Raw genomic sequence first — 19,479 nt, 5'->3', positions numbered from 1 at the left:
GGACGCCGGTCAGCGCGTGAAGGCGCCCTCGTCGAACGGGCCGACCACGGCCAGCGACATCGGCCGGGCGAGCAGCTCGGCGGCGAGGTCGTTCACGTCCGCCAGGGTGACCGCGTCCACCCGGGCCAGCAGCTCGTCCACCGGCATCAGGTTGCCGTAGAGCAGCTCGCCCTTGGCCAGCCGACTCATCCGGGAGCCGGTGTCCTCCAGCCCGAGCACGAACGAGCCCTTGCTCATCCCCTTGCCCCGGGCCAGTTCCGCCTCGGTGATGCCCTCGGCGGCCACCCGGGCCAGCTCGGCCCGGGTCAGGTCGAGCACCTCGTCCACCTTGCCCGGAGCGCAGCCGGCATAGACGGCGAAGACGCCGCTGTCGGCGTACTGGCTGGCGTAGGAGTAGACCGAGTACGCCAGGCCGCGCTGCTCCCGGATCTCCTGGAACAGTCGGCTGGACATGCCGCCGCCGAGCACGTTGTTGAGCACGCCGAGCGCGAAGCGCCGGTCGTCGGTGCGGTCGATGGCGGGGCAGCCCAGGATGACGTGGGCCTGCTCGGTCTCCTTCGGCTCGACCAGCGTGGTGGCCGGCTTCGTGCGTACCGCCGGGGTGGTCGACCGGTGCGGCGCCGGCGCGGCCGGGTCGGTGTCCAGCGGCGTGTCGCGCAGCGCCTGCCGGACCAGCCTGACCACGGCGGCGTGGTCGAGGTTGCCGGCAGCGGCGATCACGATCTGCGGCGGGGTGTACCGCTTGCGGTAGAAGCCCTGGATCTGCCGCCGGGTCATCGGGGTGACCGTGTCCTCGGTGCCGGAGATGAGCCGGCCGAGCGGGTGGTCGCCGTAGACCGCGCGGGCGAACAGGTCGTGCACCTCGTCGCCGGGCTCGTCGTCGTGCATGGCGATCTCTTCGAGGATGACGCCGCGCTCGGTCTCCACGTCCGGCTCGGCCAGCACCGAGTCGGCCACCGCGTCGCACATCACGTCGATGGCCAGCGGCAGGTCCTCGTCCAGCACCCGGGCGTAGTAGCAGGTGTATTCCTTCGTGGTGAAGGCGTTGGTCTCGCCGCCCACCGCCTCGATCTCGGACGAGATCTCCAGCGCGGTGCGCTTGCGGGTGCCCTTGAAGAGCAGGTGCTCCAGGAAGTGCGCGGCGCCGGCCTGCGGCCCGGTCTCGTCCCGGGAGCCGACCGCCACCCAGATGCCGAACGAGACGCTGCGCATCGCCGGGATCGCCTCGGTGAGCACGCGCAGCCCGCTGGGCAGCACGGTACGCCGGACGGTGCCGCCGAGTGGGTCGTCGCTGAGGGTGCGGGTGACCGCCCGTCCCGGCGCAGGGGAAGACGAACTCACGGGAACCTGCTCTCCGTACCACGAGGGGTGGGGAACGAACGACGGCTCCAGCCCGCGCACGCGACCTGGAGCCGTGGGCCGGCCCGGGCGACGCACACGTCGCCCGGGCCGGTCGGTCGATCAGCTGTGCCGGGTCCGGCGACGCGGACGGTCGCCGCCCTCGCCACCCTCGGAGCGACGCTCGCCGCCCCGGTCACCACCGCGGTCGCCGCCACGGTCACCACCGCGGTCACCACCGCGGTCGCCCCGGTCACGCGGGCCGCGATCGCCGCCACGGTCCCGGCCGGACGGACGCTCGCCGCCGGCGGCCTCACCGGCGGCCGGCGCCTCGGCGCCCTCCGGACGGATCTTGTCCAGGTAGATCTTGCCGCGCGCGTCGATGTCGGCGATCTCGACCTCGACCTTGTCGCCGACGTTGAGGAAGTCCTCGACCTTCTCGACCCGCTTGCCGTCGCCCACCTTGGAGATGTGCAGCAGGCCGTCGCGGCCGGGCAGGAGCGAGATGAAGGCGCCGAACGCGGCCGTCTTCACCACGGTGCCGAGGAACCGCTCCCCCACCTTCGGCAGGGTCGGGTTGGCGATGCCGTTGATCCGGTCCACCGCGGCCTGGGCCGACGGGCCGTTGGTCGCGCCGACGTAGATGGTGCCGTCGTCCTCGATCGAGATCTCGGCGCCGGTCTCGTCCTGGATCGCGTTGATGGTCTGGCCCTTCGGGCCGATCACCATGCCGATCTTGTCGACCGGGATCTTGACGGTGGTGACGCGCGGCGCGTAGTCCGACATCTCCGCCGGGGCCTCGATGGCCCGCTGCATCACGTCGAGGATGGTCTGCCGGGCCTCGTGCGCCTGCTGGAGCGCGGCGGCCAGCACGTCCGACGGGATGCCGTCGAGCTTGGTGTCGAGCTGCAGCGCGGTGACGAAGTCGCGGGTGCCGGCGACCTTGAAGTCCATGTCACCGAACGCGTCCTCGGCGCCGAGGATGTCGGTCAGCGTCACGTACTGGGTCTTGCCGTCGACCTCGTCGGAGATGAGGCCCATGGCGATGCCGGCGACCGGCGCCTTCAGCGGCACACCGGCCGAGAGCAGGCCCAGCGTCGAGGCGCAGACCGAACCCATCGAGGTGGAGCCGTTGGAGCCGAGCGCCTCGGAGACCTGCCGGATGGCGTACGGGAACTCCTCGCGCGACGGCAGCACCGGGAGCAGCGCCCGCTCGGCCAACGCGCCGTGGCCGATCTCGCGCCGCTTCGGCGAGCCGACCCGGCCGGTCTCACCGGTCGAGTACGGCGGGAAGTTGTAGTTGTGCATGTAGCGCTTGCGGTTCTCGGGGGACAGCGTGTCCACCATCTGCTCCATGCGCAGCATGTTCAGCGTGGTGACGCCCAGGATCTGGGTCTCGCCGCGCTCGAACAGCGCCGAGCCGTGCACCCGCGGCAGCACGCCGACCTCGGCGGTCAGCGGGCGGATGTCGCGCGGCCCGCGGCCGTCGATGCGGACCTGCTCGCGCAGCACCCGGTTGCGGACCTCGGACTTGGTCAGCGAGCGGAACGCGGCGGACAGCTCCTTCTCGCGGCCCTCGAAGCGACCGGTCAGCTCCTCGGCGACCTTGGCCTTGATCCGGTCCAGGGCCTCCTCGCGGTCGGCCTTGCCGGCGATCTTCAGCGCCTCGGTGACGTCGGCGCGGGCCACGTCGGCCACCGCGTCGTACACGTCGTCCTGGTAGTCCAGGAAGACCGGGAACTCGGCGACCGGCTTGGCGGCCACCTCGGCCAGCTCGCTCTGCGCCCGGCACAGCTCGCGGATGGCCGGCTTGGCGGCCTCCAGGCCGCTGGCCACGATCTCCTCGGTCGGCGCGGTGGCGCCGCCCGAGATCAGGGTCACCGCGTGCGGGGTGGCCTCGGCCTCGACCATCATGATCGCGACCTCGCCGTCGGGCAGGGTGCGACCGGCGACGACCATGTCGAAGGTGGCGCGCTCCAGCTCCTCCAGGGTCGGGAAGGCGACCCACTGGCCCTCGACGTGCGCGACCCGGGTCGCGCCGATCGGGCCGGAGAACGGCAGGCCGGAGAGCTTGGTCGACATCGAGGCGGCGTTGATGGCCACCACGTCGTACGGGTGCTGCGGGTCGAGCGCGAGCACGGTCTCGACGACCTGGACCTCGTTGCGCAGGCCCTTGACGAACGAGGGGCGCAGCGGCCGGTCGATCAGGCGGCAGGTGAGGATCGCGTCCTCGCTGGGCCGGCCCTCGCGGCGGAAGAACGAGCCGGGGATCCGGCCCGCGGCGTACATCCGCTCCTCGACGTCGACGGTCAGCGGGAAGAAGTCGAACGACTCGCGCGGCTGCTTGCCCGCCGTGGTGGCGGAGAGGACGACCGTCTCGCCGAGCTGGGCGACGACGGAGCCGGCGGCCTGCCGGGCCAGCCGGCCGGTGGAGAAGGTGATCTCACGGGTGCCGAAGGACCCGTTGTCGATCACGGCGGTGCGGGATTCGGTGCCGAGGTTGGTCTCGGTCATGTGCTGTGGTGCTCCTTCGCGTCGTCGGCCGACGACACGGGAACTGCTCAGGCGGCCGGTCTTCGATCGAAGCGCCCGGGAGGGTCGGCATGGTGCCGAGGTTCCCGGGGGCCACTACCGGAGACCGGTGCTGACCGGCTCCCTCTCGGGTCGTCGCGCGGCCGGTTTCTTCTGGTGGTACCGGAACGGGGGAGCGGCCGAGCGGCCACTCCCCCGTCAGGTCATCGGCGCAGGCCGAGCCGCTCGATGAGCGATCGGTAGCGGTTGATGTCCTTCTTCTGGACGTAGTTGAGCAGCCGACGGCGCCGGCCGACCAGCAGCAGCAGCCCGCGGCGGCTGTGGTGGTCGTGCTTGTGCACCTTCAGGTGCTCGGTCAGCTCCGCGATCCGCTTGGTCAGGACCGCGACCTGCACCTCCGGCGAACCGGTGTCGCCCTCGGCGGTCGCGTACTCCTGGCGGATCTTGGCCTTGGCTTCCTGGTCGAGCGCCATGTTCTCCCTGTTTCGTGGGTCGTTCGATGAGGTCCGTCGGAGCGGTCGTGGTGACCGGTGCGACGGCCCGGTTCCTCGCACCCGCGGCGTCGTGCAGGCACGCGAGGCCCCCGTCGGTCAGCCGACGTCTCCGCCAGCCTACCAGCCCCGGGCCGGACCGGCCGGTCAAGGTCCGCGAGCGGGTCAGGACACCGCCCGGCGGGTCCGCTCCACGTCCTCGGCGATCTGGGCGACCAACGGCTCGATCGCGTCGTACGTCCGTTGCTCGCGCAGGTGCGCCACGAAGTCCAGGGCCAGCCGCTCGCCGTACAGGTCGCCGCTGAAGTCCAGCGCGTACGCCTCGACCCGTCGTTCCCGCCCGGAGAACGTCGGGTTCGTGCCGATCGAGACCGCCGCCGCGAGCGGGTCGCCGCCGCGACGCACCAGCCGGGCCGCGTACACCCCGTCGGCGGGCACCGCCGCGTACCGGTGGGTCAGCAGGTTGGCCGTCGGGTAACCCAGCTCACGCCCGCGCTGGTCGCCGCGGACCACCACGCCCTCGACCCGGTGCGGGCGGCCGAGCGCCGCCGCCGCCGCGCGCACGTCGCCCGCGTCGACGCAGGACCGGATGTACGTGGAGGAGAAGACCGTGCCCGCCTCGGCGACCAGCGGCGCCCCCTCCACGGCGAAGCCGAAGGTGCGGCCCAGCCGCTCCAGCAGGGCCACGTCACCGGCCGCCCGGTGGCCGAACCGGAAGTTGTCGCCGACCACCACCAGCGCGGCGTGCAGGTGCTCGACCAGGATGTCGTGCACGAACGCCTCGGCCGGCAGCCGGGAGAACTCCGGGGTGAACGGCACCACGCAGAGCACGTCCGCGCCGAGCGCCTCGATCAGCTCCGCCTTGCGGGCCGGCTCGGTGAGCACCGCCGGGTGCGAGCCGGGGCGGACCACCTCGGCCGGGTGCGGGTCGAACGTCACCACCACCGACTTGACGCCCAGCTCACGGGCGCGCGCCACGGCATGGCCGATGGTGGCCTGGTGCCCCTTGTGCACGCCGTCGAAGACGCCGATGGTGACCACCGAGCGCCCCCAGCCGCCGGGCGCCGCCTCGTACCCCCGCCACCGCTGCATGCCGCTCCTCCCCTGTCCGCCCGCGCGCCGTCAGGCCGGGGCCAGCACGATCTCCGCGCGGGCCCGTCCGTCCCGCTCGCTGACGATAGCGATCAGCCCGCCGGCCGGGCCGAAGACCGCGTACGGCCCGGCGATCCCCACCGGGGCCAGCGGCCCGCCGTGGGAGAGCACCCGGGCCTCCTCGGCGGTGGCGTCCCGGCGCGGGAAGTAGCGGTCGGCCGCCGCGTCCAGCGACAGGTTCACCACCTCCGGGGCGCGCTCCTCCAACTGGTCGAGCGTGGCCGCCTCGGCCAGCGTGAACGCGCCGACCGAGGTGCGGCGCAGCGCGGTGAGGTGCCCGCCGACCCCGAGAGCCACGCCCGCGTCGCGGGCCAGGGCCCGGATGTACGTCCCGGACGAGCAGGTGACGTCGACGTCCACGTCGACCACGTCCGGGGTGTCCCGGCGGATCGCCCGCACGTCGAGCCGGGAGACGGTCACCCGGCGGGCGGGCAGCTCGACGGTCTCCCCGTCGCGGACCCGCTTGTACGCCCGCTGCCCGTCGATCTTGATGGCGCTGACCGCGCTGGGCACCTGGTCGATCTCGCCGGTGAGCACGGCCAGCGCGGCGCGTACCGCCTCGTCGGTGACCGCGCCGGCCGGCGTGCTCGCGACCACCTCGCCCTCGGCGTCGTCGGTGACCGTGGACTGCCCCAGCCGGATCGTCGCGGTGTAGCTCTTGCCGGCGCCGATCACGTAGGTCAGCAGCCGGGTCGCCCGGCCCACCCCGATCACCAGCACGCCGGTGGCCATCGGGTCCAGCGTGCCGCCGTGGCCCACCCGGCGGGTGCGGGCCAGTCGCCGCACGCGGGCCACCACGTCGTGCGACGTCATGCCGCCGGGCTTGTCGACCACGATCAGACCGTCTGCGCTCACGACCGCCAAGCCTGCCAGACGGCGGTGATCGGCCCCGCGGGGGATACCGCCCGGGTCACCGGGGGTGTCAAGATCAGCCGCCGTCCGCCGCGCCTGCCCGGGAAGCCCGATGACCGATCCCCGTTCCGCCCCCGACCCCCACCCTTCCCACGAGGCCCTGGGGCCGGTTCCCGACTGGCTACGCCAACCCACCCCGGAGGTCGCGCCGGGCCGGGCCGACCGGTGGCGGATCGGCGCGAGCCGGCACTCCGCGAAGCTGCTCGGCGGCGCGGCCGCACTGCTCCTGCTGGTCTGCGCGGGCTCGGTCGCGGCGACCGGCTACCAGGGACTCCAGCGTTGGCGCGAGGTCCCGGTGGCGTACCCCACGGTCAGACCGCCGAGCGGCGAGCAGGCGGTCAGCTCGGCGTCGCCCCCACCGGCCGCCGGGCCGTTCGACGGCACCCCCGCCGCCGACTTCGCCGAGGGCGCGGCCGGCATCGCCCTGCCACGCGCCCGACGGACCGGCGCGTTCACCGAGAAGCAGGTGACCGACGCGCTGGCCACGGTCCGCAAGGCGCTGGTCACCGGCCGGCTGGACCGCGCGTTCCTCACCGCGAAGGACTCGGAGCGGCTGGTGCGACAGTTCGCCCCGGACGACCGCGCCACGATCCGGGCCGACTTCGCCAGTGGCGGCGCCGCCAACTACGCCACCCGGTTCGGGCCGAGCACCCGGTTGACGACCGACCAGCCCCGGGTGCGGGGGCGGATCTCGTACCGCGCCACGCGGGACGCTGACGGCATCCGGGTGCTGGAGGTCACCACCAACTTCGTCTGGGTCTACGCCGTCCAGAGCGTGCGCACCCTGGCGGACCCCGAGGTCATCCTGGTGCACGACACCGTGGTCTGGCAGGTGCCCCACCCGGGCGACGTCATCGCCGCCTCCCGTGGCCTGTGGATGCAGGACGCGGAGTCCTACGCGACGAACGTGGAGTGCGCCAGCCTGAACAAGGGGCTGCTCGAGCTGGAGATCACGCCGAGCTACGGCGGCCCCGGTGACGGGGAGCACCCGGACGCCGCGTACGACCTGGACCGCTCGCTCAAGGTCGCGGAACAGTGCTGAGCCCACCGGGCTCCGAGCGCGACGGCCACCCCGACTGGCTGGACCGGTTGGAGCGGGAGATCAGGCCGAGTCTCGTCGTACGCCTGCGGATCTGGTGCCGGCGGCGCGCCCGCCGGCTCGCGGCGGCGCTCGGCGTGGTGCTGCTGCTCGCCGCGACCGCCGGCGCCGCCGGATACGGCTACCGGCAGCTCCGGCGCCCGGCGCCCGCGCCGTCCCCGGCCACCGGCGCGCCGGCCACCACGCGACCGACGACGCCACCGGACGTCTTCGCCGACACCCCGGCGGCGCACTGGCCGGCGGGGGCGGCGGGGATCGTGCTGCCCCCGGCCCGCCCGACCGGCGGCCTCACCGCCGCCGAGGTGGCCGCCGGGCTCGACCGGGTCCGCGCCGCGATGCTGACCGCCCGCCTGGACCGCACGTTCATGACCGGCGACAACCCGACCCCGCTGCTGCGCCACTTCGCCCCGGCCGCCCGCGAGTCGGTGCGCAAGGACTGGTCCACCGAGACGATCGGCACGTACGCGACCCGGCTGGCCCCGGACGCCCGGCTCACCCCGGACCAACCCCGGACCAAGGGCCGCCTGACCTACCGGGCGGTCCGGCAGGCCGACGGCGTAAGAATGCTGGAGGTGACCAGCAACGTCGTCTGGGTCTACGGGTTCCGCGACCCCGCCTCCCGGTCCGGTCACTCGGTGGTCCTGCTGCACGACGAGATCGTCTGGCGGCTGCCGCGCGACGGCGACGTGGCGCGGGCGGACCGGGGGCTCTGGCTGCACCGGATGTCGAGCTACGGGTGGGGCGTGGACTGCGACGCCGTCAAGCTCGGGCTGATCCGCCCCGGTAGCGCGGACATGGACGGCACCCCGTTCCCCGGGGACCCGGACACGCTCTACGACCCGGAGCACCCGATCGAGCTGCCGGACTCCTGCTGACGAGCGGTCAGCGGACCGCGCCGACCACCGCCCAGGCGCCCGAGCGCATCCGCAGCAGCAGCGCGACCAGCCGCAGCACCACGAACAGCGTCAGCCCGGCCCAGATCCCGCCGAGGCCCAGGTCGAGACCGTAGGCGAGCCAGATCGCCGGCAGGAACCCGCCCAGCGCGGCCACGATGGTGAGGTTGCGCAGGTAGCGCACGTCACCGGCGCCGATCAGCACCCCGTCGAGGGCGAACACCACGCCGCCGATGGGCTGGAGCGCGACGAACCAGGGCCAGGCCACCATGGCCTGCTCGCGTACCTGGGGATCGGAGCTGAACCACGACGGCACCAGGCCGGCGCCGGCGGCGATCAGCACCGCGAAGGCCACGCCGCACAGCCCACCGAGCAGGGCGACGCGGCGGGCGAGGAACCGGGCGCCGGCCGCGTCGCCGGCGCCGAGCGCGGCGCCGACCAGCGCCTGCGCGGCGATCGCCAGCGCGTCCAGCACCAGCGCGGTGAAGAACCAGAGTTGTACGGCGATCTGGTGCGCGCCGACCGCGGCGGCCCCGAAGCGGGCCGCGACCGCGGTCGCGGACAGGAAGCTGGCCTGGAACGCGACGCCCCGCACGAGCAGGTCCCGGCTGAGCACGAGCTGCTGGCCGATCACCCGGGGCCGGGGGCGCAGCGAGACCCGCTCCCGCACCAGCGCCGCCGCGAACAGCACCCCGGACAGCGTCTGCGCGATCGCGTTCGCCACCGCCGAGCCGACCAGGCCGAGCCCGGCCGGGTAGACGAGCAGCGGGCAGAGCAGCGCGGAGAACAGGTTCGGGCCGAGCACGAACAGCAGCGGACGGCGGGTGTCCTGGATGCCGCGCAGCCAGCCGTTGCCGGCGGCGGCGAGCAGCAGGCCGGGCGCGCCGAGCGCCGCGATCCGCAGCCATCCGGCGGCGGCGTCGGCCACCTCGCCGGGGCCGCCGACGAGGGTACGCGCCAGCGCGCCCCCGCCGATGCCGATGGCGACCGCCACCAGCACTCCGGTGGCGAGCGCGAGCCAGGACGCCTGGACGCCCTCGGCCACCGCGGCGGCCCGGTCCCCCGCCCCGAAGCGGCGGGCCGAGCGACCCGTGGTGCCGTACGCGACGACCGTGCCGATCCAGGCGGTCAGGGTCATCACCGTGCCGCCCACGGCGAGCGCGGCGAGCGGCACCCGGCCCAGGTGACCCACCACGGCGGTGTCGACCAGGACGTAGAGCGGCTCGGCGGCCAACACCACCAGGGCGGGCAGCGCGAGGGCGGCGATCCGCCGGGGCGAGGCGGCGGTGGCGAGGGCGGCGGTGCTCATCGCCGCCGATCCTGGCACGCGCGCGGTAAGGTCCGCAAGGTCGAAGACTACTTACGCGAGGCGGTCCAGGAGGCGCGCGACGTCGCGCGGCCCGCGCAGCCGGTGCACCGGGATCGCGGGCGCGTACGCGGCGACGGCCGTCAACACCCGGGGACGGGAGTGGCGGGGAAAGCGCCAGACGTGGCGCAGGAGGTCGAGGTCGATCCGCTCCGGGCAGCCGTCGGGAAGATCGGGGCGGGACGTGGGGGCTTCGGACGCGGCGCGGCCCGACCCGGCTGCGTCGGACGTGGGGCGGCCCTGCATGCCGGCGGTGCGGCCCGACCTGGCGGCGCCGGACGTGGCGCGGTGGAGCCAGCGGCGGCGCAGCACCCGGGTCAGGCAGAGGATGCGGGAGGGGTCGCAGAACACCAGGGCGTCGGCGCGGGGCAGCCGGAGGTCGAGGGTGCCCGCGTAGTTGCCGTCCATCACCCAGGCGGGGCGGGCGGCCAGCGACGCCACCTCGGCACGGAAGTCGGCCGGCTCCGGCGCGGTCCAGCCGGGCCGCCAGTAGTGCCGGTCGAGGTGGATCAGGGGCAGGTCGAGACGCCGGGCCAACTCACCGGCGAGCGTGCTCTTGCCGGCGCCGGAACTGCCGACGACGAGGATGCGGCGCACCGGGAGACGGTAGCGCCGCCGTGCGGGATTCGGTGACCGGTACGGCACCGTCGCGGCCCGCGGCCTCCGGTCGCGTACGGCGGTGACGTCGGCCTCGGCCCGGGCGAACGGTGCGGGTGCCCGGCCCGGCCGACGTCACCGCCGGACGACCTGCGTCACTGACGGGTGTCCATCGAGGTCTGCAGCGCGCGGCGCATCTGCTCGCGCGCCTCGTCGGTGGTGGTCTCGGTCTGCGGCTTGCGCTTGCTGGGCATGGAATCGAGTCCTTCCAGGGTGCGGACCACCGAGGCACGGCGGCCCTACGGGCGTCCGGCGCTCCGACCGGACGCGACGGCCGTCGCGCCGCGACCTGGAGTCGTCGGCCTGCTGAGCGCCGGCAGCGGTCCGGGATCACCGGAGCGGCTCGCCTGGCAGCGTGAGCCCGGGTCGGTCTGACCCTGGAGGGAGGCGATGCCGGGTGCGGCACCACCGCCCGTGACCAGCGCCGCGAAGCGCCGGCCCTCACCCAAATTAACGTTCACTTTCCAGATGGTGCCCACTGTTCCCGCAATGCGGACACCCGTCAGCGGGCCAGGAAGTGCCAGCCGAGCCACCACCAGAAGCCGAACAGGCCGATCCGGCCGACCGGGACCGGGCCGACCTCGTACCGCATGACGAAGGCGCACACGTCGGCCAGCGACGGGATCCGGGAACCCTCCCGACGGGCCGCCCACTCGACGGCCGCGAACAGCAGCAGCGCGGCCAGGAACCCGCCGATCGCCAGAGCGCGCATCATCGGCGGACCAGTCCCCAGAACGCGGCCAGCCAGGCGAACCAGGCGGCCGAGCGAGCCAGGTGATCCTCCAGCAGCGGATCGGCCAGGCGGGAGAACGTCGGGAAGTCGTCGCCCACGGACAGCACGAACGTCGCCCCCTCGAAGACCCCGAAGACGGTGACCGGCAGCAGCCACCACAGCGCGCCGGACGGCAACCGACGTGGGGCCGGACGCCTCGGCACCCGGTTGTTCAACCCGACCCAGATCAACCCCCCGCCCGTACCGAGGATGTAGAGGTTCGCCGCGGTCGAGAACGACGGCAGTTGACCGCCGACCAGGGAGAGGCAGATCAGCACCGGCACGGAGACGACCGGCCGGTCCCAGACCCGGGGCGCATCGACGGTGAGCTCACGGGGATGATCCATCACCCGATTGTCCCCAGCGTGACGTAACGCGGGAAGACCGGCACGCCTCGTGATTCCGTCGAATACGACGAAGGCCGGCACCCCGGGTTCGGGGTGCCGGCCTTCGGTCTTACTTGGTCCAGTGCTCGGCCACGATGTCGGTGGCCTGCTTCTCCCACTGCGCGTACGCGTCCGGGTAGGCGGAGACCTGGACGGTCTGCGCGGCGTCGGTCAGGGGCATCTTGTCCCAGCCGTCGACCTGCTTCAGGCCCTTGAGGAACGCCAGGGTGGAGTACTCGGGGTCGGTGATCTGCTCCGGCGTGCCCCAACCCGAGGACGGGCGCTGCTGGAACAGGCCCAGCGAGTCGTGGTCATTCTTGTCGCCGAGGTGCCCGAGGTTCTCCAGCTTCGACTCCTGCAGGGCGGTGGCGATCGAGATGACCGCGGCCCGCTCCGGCAGACCGGCCTTCTTCGTCGCGGCGATGATCGCCTTCGCGTTGGCCAGCTGCTCGTCGTTCAGCGTGATGGTCGACTGCTCACCCTGCACGCTCGCGACAGCCACGACGGGCTTACCGGCGGCGGCATGGGCGGTGTCGGCGTGGGCGGCGACCGGACCGGCGAACACACCACCGGTGAAGGCCAGACCAGCGATACCGAGAATGCTCTTACGCAGGATCGTGTTCATGAGAGGGCTCCATTCGGGGGTCAACACACCCGGGGGGGTGTGGGCACCGTCAGGCGCGCGAAAAGTCTTGAGGGGATCCGGCTTGCCCGTCGGGCTCGGAGGCCGTGTGGCGGGGGCCGGGGTTCGGCAGCTCGCGGGGCGGGGGGCCTCGTCGCGGCGCCGGGATGATGTGCAACGACCGGCCGCCCACCGTCATTCCCGGGGGCGGGGCGGCCCTCAGGGGCTCGCTGCCTGCTCGGTCGTCCACCGGGTTACAACGCCGCCGACCCGGCGCCGATTCCGCGCCCGGGGTGCCGCCCACCACCGCCGAACCGGACAAGCCACCCCAGTCCACGCACACCGGCGGGTGGAAACCGCGCGCATCCCGACCCCGCAGACACCCATGACGTTGCACCCACCGGCCGCCAACCCCCCGAGTGGAACACCATGGGTGCGTCGCGGTCCCGCAGACACCCATGACGTTCCACCCACCGCTCGCCAACCCCGTCAGTGGAACGCCATGGGTGCCTCCCGACCTGGCAGACACCCATCACGTACCACCGGCGCCGGGACGTCTCCGGAACACGGACGCACTGCCTGTGCGCTCCCTTCCCTCCCCACCGCTCGCCCGCTCGTGCGCTCGTGCGCTCGTGCGCTCGTGCGCTCGTGCGCTCGTGCGCTCGTGCGCTCGTGCGCTCGCCGAGATCTTGGAAGAAAACGGCCCCCAGAGGGGCCCCGAACTTCCAAGATCTCCCAAAGAAACGGACAGCCGGCACAATCCGCGCTTACACCCGGCCGAGGGGTCACCACGTCGGGAAGCTGGCGGGGTCCGGGGCCGAGGGGCCGCCAAGGGGGTCGGTCAACCCGCGCAAGGACCGGGAGGGGCAGGTGGCGGCATCTGGGGGGCGGAGAGACGCCGCCACGAAACACACGGCAGGACCGGGACGACCCCGCCACCTCGGGAAACGGCGGGGTCGGAGAAGCGGGCGGGAGGCGGGGCGGTCAGGAGTGCGGAACGAGCACCTCGGCGCCGAGCGCGGCGCGGATGTTCTCGACCACCTCGTCGAGCGGGCCCCGGCCGGTGAAGCCGGCCGCGAACCGGTGCCCGCCGCCGCCGAGCGCCACCGCCACCCGGCTCACGTCCACCGCGCCCTTGCTGCGCAGCGAGACCGCCCACTCGGCGTCGCCGGACTGCTTGACCACGCAGCTCACGTCCGCCTCGGCGGTGCAGCGCACCGAGTCGATCAGCGCCTCCAGCACGTACGCCGGCTGGTCGTGGCGGGCCAGGTCGTCGTGGGTCGCGTACGTCCAGACCAGGCCGTGCCCGGCGGCGGCCGCGGGTTCCAGCGTGGCCCGGCCGAGCACCTCGCCGAAGAGCCGGACGGCGCCGAACGGGCGGGTGTCGAAGATCCGCCGGGAGATGTCGCCGGGGCGGATGCCGGTGGCGAGCAGGCGGGCGGCCATCTCGTGCACCGCCGGGGTGGTCGCCTCGAAGCGGAACGAGCCGGTGTCGGTGGTCAGCGCCACGTAGAGCCCGGTCGCCATCTCCGCGTCCAGCGGAACGCCGAGCCGGTCCAGCAGGCCCAGCGCGACCACGGAGGTGGCCGCGGCGTGCGGGTCGACCAGGTTGATCCGGCCGAAGCCGGTGTTCGAGGCGTGGTGGTCCAGCACCAGCGACGTGCCCGCCCGGCCCAGCCGGTCGACCAGGTCGCCCAGCCGGGAGTCGCCGGCCGCGTCGAAGCAGATCACCAGGTCCGGATCCGGGTACGCGTCGTCCTGCGGCACCAGCAGCTCGACGCCGGGCAGCCAGCGGAACGGCTCGGGGACGCCGGGCGGGCCGGGGAAGGTCGCCTGGAGATGGCGTACGCCGAGCCGGCGCAGCCCCAGCCCGAAGCCGAGCATGCTGCCGAGCGCGTCCCCGTCCGGGTTGACGTGGCAGATCAGGAGCACCCGCGCGTCGGCGGGGAGCCCGCGTACCGCCTCGACGGCGGCCGCCCACTCGGCGTCGGTGGGACCAGGGCCGGCCCCGGTCACCGGCGGTCGCCGCCGCGCGGTTCGTCGTCCCCGGTCGGCTCGTCCCCGGCCGCGGCGTCCCCGGCCGGCGAGTCCTCGTCCTCGTCCTCGACCCGGTACGGCTGGGCCTCGCCCGCGTAGGAGGACGTGGCGGCCAGCCGCTGCACCTCGGCGTCGGCGTTGCGCGCCGCCGCGAGCAGGTCGTCGATGTGCTTGACCTGGTCCTGCACGTCGTCGAGGACGAAGGTCAGCGTCGGTGAGTGTCGCAGCCCGAGGGCCTTGCCGACGGTGCTGCGCAGCATGCCCTTGGCGCTCTCCAGCGCGGCGGCGGTGCTCGCCTGGGCCGCCGCGTCGCCGAGCACGGTGTAGAAGACGGTGGCGTCGCGCAGGTCGGCGGTGATCCGGGCGTCGGTGATCGTGATCATGCCGAGCCGGGGGTCCTTGATCTGGCTCCGCACCAGCGACGCGACCAGTTCACGGATGCGCTCCGCGTGCCGGCGTACCTTGGCCGGATCCGACATGTCCCCACCTCCACGATCACGGTTCACCGGCCCCGACCCCGTCCCCGGCGCGTCGGGCGCCGTGCCGTGATCGGGAACCGTCGGCCGGAGACGGACGACGCCGGGCGCCGCCGGGTCCGACCGCCCAACGTCGAAGAACATTACCCGCGTCCGGTCGGGCGTCGCGCGGCACGGCCGGGCTGCCGTGCGACGCGCCGACGGCGTCAGTCGTCCGCGCCGTGCAGGCGGCGGCGTACCGACAGCAGCTCGGTCTCCGGACGGGCGGCGACCAGCCGCTCGCAGGAGTCGAGCACCTCGCGGACGTGGGCCGGCTCGGCGGCCACCACGGCCACCCCGATCTCGGCCCGGCCGTGCAGGTCGAGCGCGCCCACCTCGGCGGCGGAGACCTCGAACTTGCGCAGCGCGGCGACGATCGGCCGGACGTAGGACCGCTTGGCCTTCAGGGAGCGGGAGTCGCCCGGGAGCAACAGGTCGAACAGCGCGGTTCCGGTATACACGGCGAGCAACGGTACGCGGGCGGGCACCGCCCGGCACGCGATTAAGGGGCGACCGCCACCAGCACGTCCCGCTCGATCGCCTGGTCGACCCGGTGGGCGAGGTCCCGCCAGCCGGGCCCGTCGACCACCCGCAGACCGGCGTCGGTCAGCACCGCCTCCGCCGCCGCGCGCGGCGCCACGTGGGTGTTCCAGGACAACCCCATCGCGCCGCCCGGCCGCAGCAGCTCCCGCCACACCGGTACGGCGGCGCTGAGCAGTTCCAGCGGGCTGCGGGACAACCCCTGCCCGGTGCGGCTGCCGTGGGCCACCCCGTACGGCGCGTCGGTCACGATCACGTCGGCGCAGCGGGGGCGCAGCACCTCGCGGGACCGGGTGGTGTCGGTGTTCAGCACGACGACCCGCTGGGTGACGCCGGCCCGGTGCGCGTCCCGGGACGGGGAGAGCACCGCCTCGAAGCGGCGGGCGACCAGCTTGCGGTCCCGACGCACCGACGTGGTCTCCGCCGTGTGCTTGAGCCGCTTGCGGCGCAACCAGGTACGCAGGAACGCCGTGTACGCCTCCACGTCCTGGAGGTCGCGTTCGACCCCGATGCCGTCGTGGCCGTACATGAGCGCCTGGTTGAGCGTGGTGCCCCGGCCGCAGAGCGGGTCCAGCACCACCAGCCCGCCGTCGAGCATCCGGGGCGCGGCGGCCGAGGCGAGCAGCGTGACGTTGAGCAGCAGCCGGGTGAACTGCTCGTTGGTCTTGCCGGCGTACTTCTGGATGGTGATCAGGTCGGAGTCGTAGTGCGCCAGCGGGTGCAGCGGCACCGGCCGGAGCAGGTCGTCGCCGACCCGCTCGAAGAGCGCGTACGCCGCCGACAGGTTCGCCAGGTGGGCCAGGTCGCGGGTGCCGAGCCCGGGCTCGGGTGCGGTGAAGGTCAGGTATTCCACCCCGCCGATCCGCTCCGCCGCGACGTCGACGGGGGCCGCGTCGAGCATCCCGGAGCCGGCGAAGATCTCCAATTCGGCGCGGGTCAGCCGGCCGGCGGCGTCGGCGTAGACGCGGTTGGCGGACGGGGCGAGCAGCAGCGCGTACCTGGGCATGCCGGAGATTGTTCCAGCCTGCGGAAACGGCGACGGCCGGGGCCCTGGGGCCCCGGCCGTCGTCATGTCACACCGCTCAGGCGCGCGGCTTCTCCCGCATCTCGAAGGTCTCGATGATGTCGCCGACCTGGACGTTGTTGTAACCGCCCAGCGTCAGACCACACTCGAAGCCTTCGCGGACCTCGGTCGCGTCGTCCTTGAACCGCTTCAAGGAGCTGATCGTGAGGTTGTCCGCCACGACCGCCCCGTCCCGCAGCAGCCGCGCCTTGGCGTTGCGGCGGATGAGACCGGACCGGACGATACAGCCGGAGATGTTGCCGATCTTGGACGAGCGGAAGACGTCGCGGATCTCCGCGGTGCCCAGCTCGACCTCCTCGTACTCCGGCTTGAGCAGACCCTTGAGCGCGGCGTCGATCTCCTCGATGGCCTGGTAGATGACCGTGTAGTACCGGATCTCCACGCCCTCGCGGTCGGCGATCTCGCGGACCTTGTTGGCGGCCCGCACGTTGAAGCCGATGATCGTGACCGCCTCGTTCGAGGCGCTCGCGAGCATGACGTCGCTCTCGGTGATCGCGCCCACGCCCCGGTGGATGATCCGAAGCTGGACCTCCTCGGGGATGTCGAGGTTGAACAGCGCGTCCTCGAGCGCCTCCACGGAACCCGAGCCGTCGCCCTTGAGCACCAGGTTGAGCGAGGTCTTCTCGCCCTCCTTGAGCTGCTCCATGAGCGTCTCGAGAGTGGCCCGGCCACGGGAGTTGGCGAACGATGCCGCCCGCCGCCGCGCCTGCCGCTGCTCGGCGATCTGCCGAACGGTCCGGTCGTCCTCGGCGGCCAGGAAGGTGTCACCCGCACCCGGCACCGTGGTCAGACCGAGCACCATGACCGGACGCGCCGGCCCGGCCTCGTCGACCGGCTTGCCGTTCTCGTCCAGCATGGCCCGGACCCGGCCGTGCGCCCCACCGGCGACGATGGAGTCGCCGGCACGCAGGGTGCCCTTCTGCACGAGCACGGTCGCCACCGCGCCCCGGCCCTTGTCCAGGTGCGCCTCGATGGCCACACCCTGTGCCGGCCCGTCGATCGGAGCGGTCAGCTCCAGCGACGCGTCGGCGGTCAGCAGGACGGCCTCGAGCAGCTCCTCGATGCCGATACCGGGCTTCGCGGCCACGTTGACGAACATCGTGTCGCCGCCGTACTCCTCGGCGACCAGGCCGTACTCGGTCAGCTGCTGGCGGACCTTGTCCGGGTTCGCCTCGGGCTTGTCGACCTTGTTGACCGCGACCACGATCGGCACGTCCGCCGCCTTGGCGTGGTTGAGCGCCTCGATGGTCTGCGGCATCACGCCGTCGTCCGCCGCGACCACGAGGATCACGATGTCGGTGACCTGCGCACCACGGGCACGCATGGCGGTGAACGCCTCGTGACCCGGGGTGTCGATGAAGGTCACCGCGCGGTCCTCGCCCTCGTGCGGGACGTGCACCTGGTAGGCGCCGATGTGCTGGGTGATGCCACCCGCCTCGCCGGCCACCACGTTCGCCTTGCGGATCGCGTCGAGCAGCTTGGTCTTACCGTGGTCGACGTGACCCATGACGGTCACCACCGGCGCACGGCTGACCAGGCGGTCCGCCGCGACCTCGGCGTCGAGGTCGATGTTGAACTGCGCGAGCAGCTCGCGGTCCTCGTCCTCCGGGCTGACGATCTGCACGTCGAAGCCGAGGTGCTCACCCAGCAGCAGCAGGGTCTCGTCGGAACACGACTGCGTCGCGGTCACCATCTCGCCCAGGTTGAACATCTCCTGGACCAGCGAACCCGGGTTGGCGTTGATCTTGTCGGCGAAGTCCGACAGCGAGGCGCCACGGGACAGCCGGACGACCTGACCCTGGCCACGGGGAGCACCCGAGGACATGGTCGGGGCCGACAGGTTGTCGAACTCCTGTCTGCGCTGCTTCTTGGACTTGCGACCACGGGTCGGCCGACCACCCGGACGCCCGAAGGCACCCGCGGCGCCGCCGCCACGGCCACGACCGCCGCCACCCGGACGGCCACCGCCGCCGGCCGGCGGACGGAAACCGCCACCGGGTGCGCCGCCACCGCCACCGGGGCCACCGCGGTAGCCACCGCCACCGCCGCCGCCACCGGGACCGCCGCGGTAACCACCGCCACCGCCGCCGCCACCGGGACCGCCGCGGTAACCACCTCCGCCGCCACCGGGACGACCCGCGCCGCCACCGGGACCGCCACGACCGCCACCGGGGCCGCCGGGGCGACCAGTGGTCGGACGCTGGCTCGGCATGGACGCCGGGCTGGGCCGCGGCGGCATGGACGCCGGGCTCGGCCGCGGCGGCATCCCGGCCGGGCTGGGACGGGGACCGCCCGCACCCGCGGCCGGCGGCCGCTGCTGCTGGCCACCCTGGATGCCGAACGGGTTGTTACCGGCGCCCCGCGCCGGCGGACGACCACCGGGCCGGGCACCCGGGCCCTGGCCCGGGCCGCCGGGCCGACCGGCGGCCGGGGAACCCGGACGCGGCGGCATGGCGTTCGGGCCGGGACGCGGACCGGGGCGGGGACCGCCCTCGGCCGGAGGCTCCCGGCGAACGGTCTCACGCTGCTGCTGGCGGGCGGCCTGCGCGGCCTTGACCGCGGCCTCCTGCTCAGCCTTCAGCGCGGCGGCACGCGCTTCGGCGGCCGCCACTTCGATGTCGTGCGCGCTCGCCGGCTTGGCGACCGGGGTCGCCGGCTGCGGCGGGCCGGGGACCGGGCCCTTGGGCTTCGGTCCTGGAGCCGGCGCGGCCGGACGCCGGGGCGGCATCGGCCGGGCCGAGACCCGGGGAGCGCCCGGGGTCGGGGTGGGCGTCGGGGTCGGTGCCGGTCCGCTGGGCGCGGCCGCCGGCGGGGCGGCGGGCGCCGAGGAACCGGCTACGAACGCGCTCCGCAGCCGTCGGGCGACAGGCGCCTCGACGGTGCTGGACGCGGACTTCACGAACTCGCCCATCTCCTTGAGTTTGGCGAGAACGGTCTTGCTTTCGACCCCGAGCTCCTTGGCAAGCTCGTGTACGCGGGCCTTTCCTGCCACTGCACTCCTCACTCCGAGGTCGTGCGGGCAGCACCCGCAGCGACCTCACTCGTGCACTTGAAGCCTGGTCATTTCAGGGACTTCATCGTGT

General features: G+C 73.6%; 17 protein-coding genes. 2 read left to right on the top strand and 15 right to left on the bottom strand.

Annotation, left to right across the window (positions count from 1 at the left end):
* Window positions 1–9: 9 nt before the first annotated feature.
* The 5 genes from ACN27B_RS17455 to truB all read right to left on the bottom strand — a co-directional run bounded on the left by ACN27B_RS17455 (window position 10) and on the right by truB (window position 6,368).
* Window positions 10–1,341, bottom strand: a complete 1,332-nt coding sequence (locus tag ACN27B_RS17455; protein WP_422741012.1) for a M16 family metallopeptidase — start codon at window positions 1,339–1,341, stop codon at window positions 10–12.
* 120 nt (window positions 1,342–1,461) lie between these two features.
* Entirely contained in the window at window positions 1,462–3,852 is a 2,391-nt protein-coding gene (locus tag ACN27B_RS17450) for a polyribonucleotide nucleotidyltransferase (RefSeq protein WP_422741011.1), read from the bottom strand.
* A 221-nt stretch (window positions 3,853–4,073) separates the two neighbouring features.
* A complete protein-coding gene (gene rpsO, locus ACN27B_RS17445) occupies window positions 4,074–4,343 on the bottom strand; it encodes a 30S ribosomal protein S15 (protein ID WP_013284678.1) in 270 nt (89 codons plus the stop codon).
* Between the two features lie 183 nt (window positions 4,344–4,526).
* Window positions 4,527–5,453 (bottom strand): bifunctional riboflavin kinase/FAD synthetase, encoded by a 927-nt coding sequence (locus tag ACN27B_RS17440; protein ID WP_091579929.1) that lies wholly within the window; start codon window positions 5,451–5,453, stop codon window positions 4,527–4,529.
* A 30-nt stretch (window positions 5,454–5,483) separates the two neighbouring features.
* Complete coding sequence (gene truB / locus ACN27B_RS17435) at window positions 5,484–6,368, bottom strand: tRNA pseudouridine(55) synthase TruB (RefSeq protein ID WP_091579932.1); 885 nt, start codon at window positions 6,366–6,368, stop codon at window positions 5,484–5,486.
* Between the two features lie 109 nt (window positions 6,369–6,477).
* Between truB and ACN27B_RS17430 the strand changes: the two genes are divergently transcribed.
* Window positions 6,478–7,467 (top strand): hypothetical protein, encoded by a 990-nt coding sequence (locus tag ACN27B_RS17430; RefSeq protein ID WP_422741010.1) that lies wholly within the window; start codon window positions 6,478–6,480, stop codon window positions 7,465–7,467.
* Window positions 7,461–8,399, top strand: a complete 939-nt coding sequence (locus ACN27B_RS17425) for a hypothetical protein (protein ID WP_396824289.1) — start codon at window positions 7,461–7,463, stop codon at window positions 8,397–8,399. The genes ACN27B_RS17430 and ACN27B_RS17425 overlap by 7 nt, the downstream gene beginning before the upstream one ends.
* A 7-nt stretch (window positions 8,400–8,406) precedes the next feature.
* Here ACN27B_RS17425 and ACN27B_RS17420 read toward each other — a convergent pair whose 3' ends face one another.
* The 10 genes from ACN27B_RS17420 to infB all read right to left on the bottom strand — a co-directional run bounded on the left by ACN27B_RS17420 (window position 8,407) and on the right by infB (window position 19,388).
* Window positions 8,407–9,726: an MATE family efflux transporter gene (locus ACN27B_RS17420; protein ID WP_422741009.1), complete on the bottom strand. Its 1,320-nt coding sequence runs from the start codon at window positions 9,724–9,726 to the stop codon at window positions 8,407–8,409.
* A 51-nt stretch (window positions 9,727–9,777) separates the two neighbouring features.
* On the bottom strand, window positions 9,778–10,380 hold the full coding sequence (locus ACN27B_RS17415; RefSeq protein WP_422741008.1) for an adenylate kinase: 603 nt from the start codon (window positions 10,378–10,380) through the stop codon (window positions 9,778–9,780).
* A 562-nt stretch (window positions 10,381–10,942) separates the two neighbouring features.
* Window positions 10,943–11,152, bottom strand: a complete 210-nt coding sequence (locus ACN27B_RS17410) for a DUF6186 family protein (protein WP_172968016.1) — start codon at window positions 11,150–11,152, stop codon at window positions 10,943–10,945.
* Entirely contained in the window at window positions 11,152–11,559 is a 408-nt protein-coding gene (locus ACN27B_RS17405) for a hypothetical protein (RefSeq protein WP_091579953.1), read from the bottom strand. Before ACN27B_RS17405 ends, ACN27B_RS17410 begins: the two co-directional genes overlap by 1 nt.
* Before the next feature lie 109 nt (window positions 11,560–11,668).
* Window positions 11,669–12,223 (bottom strand): hypothetical protein, encoded by a 555-nt coding sequence (locus tag ACN27B_RS17400; protein WP_422741007.1) that lies wholly within the window; start codon window positions 12,221–12,223, stop codon window positions 11,669–11,671.
* A gap of 981 nt (window positions 12,224–13,204) precedes the next feature.
* The gene (locus ACN27B_RS17395; RefSeq protein WP_099162074.1) at window positions 13,205–14,236 is read right to left on the bottom strand and encodes a DHH family phosphoesterase; all 1,032 of its coding nucleotides are present in this window, start codon (window positions 14,234–14,236) and stop codon (window positions 13,205–13,207) included.
* The gene (rbfA, locus tag ACN27B_RS17390; RefSeq protein ID WP_396824285.1) at window positions 14,233–14,736 is read right to left on the bottom strand and encodes a 30S ribosome-binding factor RbfA; all 504 of its coding nucleotides are present in this window, start codon (window positions 14,734–14,736) and stop codon (window positions 14,233–14,235) included. The genes ACN27B_RS17395 and rbfA overlap by 4 nt, the downstream gene beginning before the upstream one ends.
* A 203-nt stretch (window positions 14,737–14,939) precedes the next feature.
* Window positions 14,940–15,233, bottom strand: a complete 294-nt coding sequence (locus ACN27B_RS17385) for a DUF503 domain-containing protein (protein WP_013284668.1) — start codon at window positions 15,231–15,233, stop codon at window positions 14,940–14,942.
* 41 nt (window positions 15,234–15,274) lie between these two features.
* Window positions 15,275–16,318: a TRM11 family SAM-dependent methyltransferase gene (locus ACN27B_RS17380; protein WP_099162076.1), complete on the bottom strand. Its 1,044-nt coding sequence runs from the start codon at window positions 16,316–16,318 to the stop codon at window positions 15,275–15,277.
* Window positions 16,319–16,394: 76 nt separating this feature from the next.
* Window positions 16,395–19,388 (bottom strand): translation initiation factor IF-2, encoded by a 2,994-nt coding sequence (infB, locus tag ACN27B_RS17375; RefSeq protein WP_099162077.1) that lies wholly within the window; start codon window positions 19,386–19,388, stop codon window positions 16,395–16,397.
* Window positions 19,389–19,479 lie beyond the last annotated feature (91 nt).

This window comes from Micromonospora sp. WMMD754, from assembly GCF_049315235.1.
In the GTDB taxonomy this organism is placed as follows: Bacteria; Actinomycetota; Actinomycetes; order Mycobacteriales; family Micromonosporaceae; genus Micromonospora; species Micromonospora sediminicola.
The sequence above is the reverse complement of the archived record's forward strand: the minus strand, read 5'-3'. Positions and strand labels throughout refer to the sequence as shown.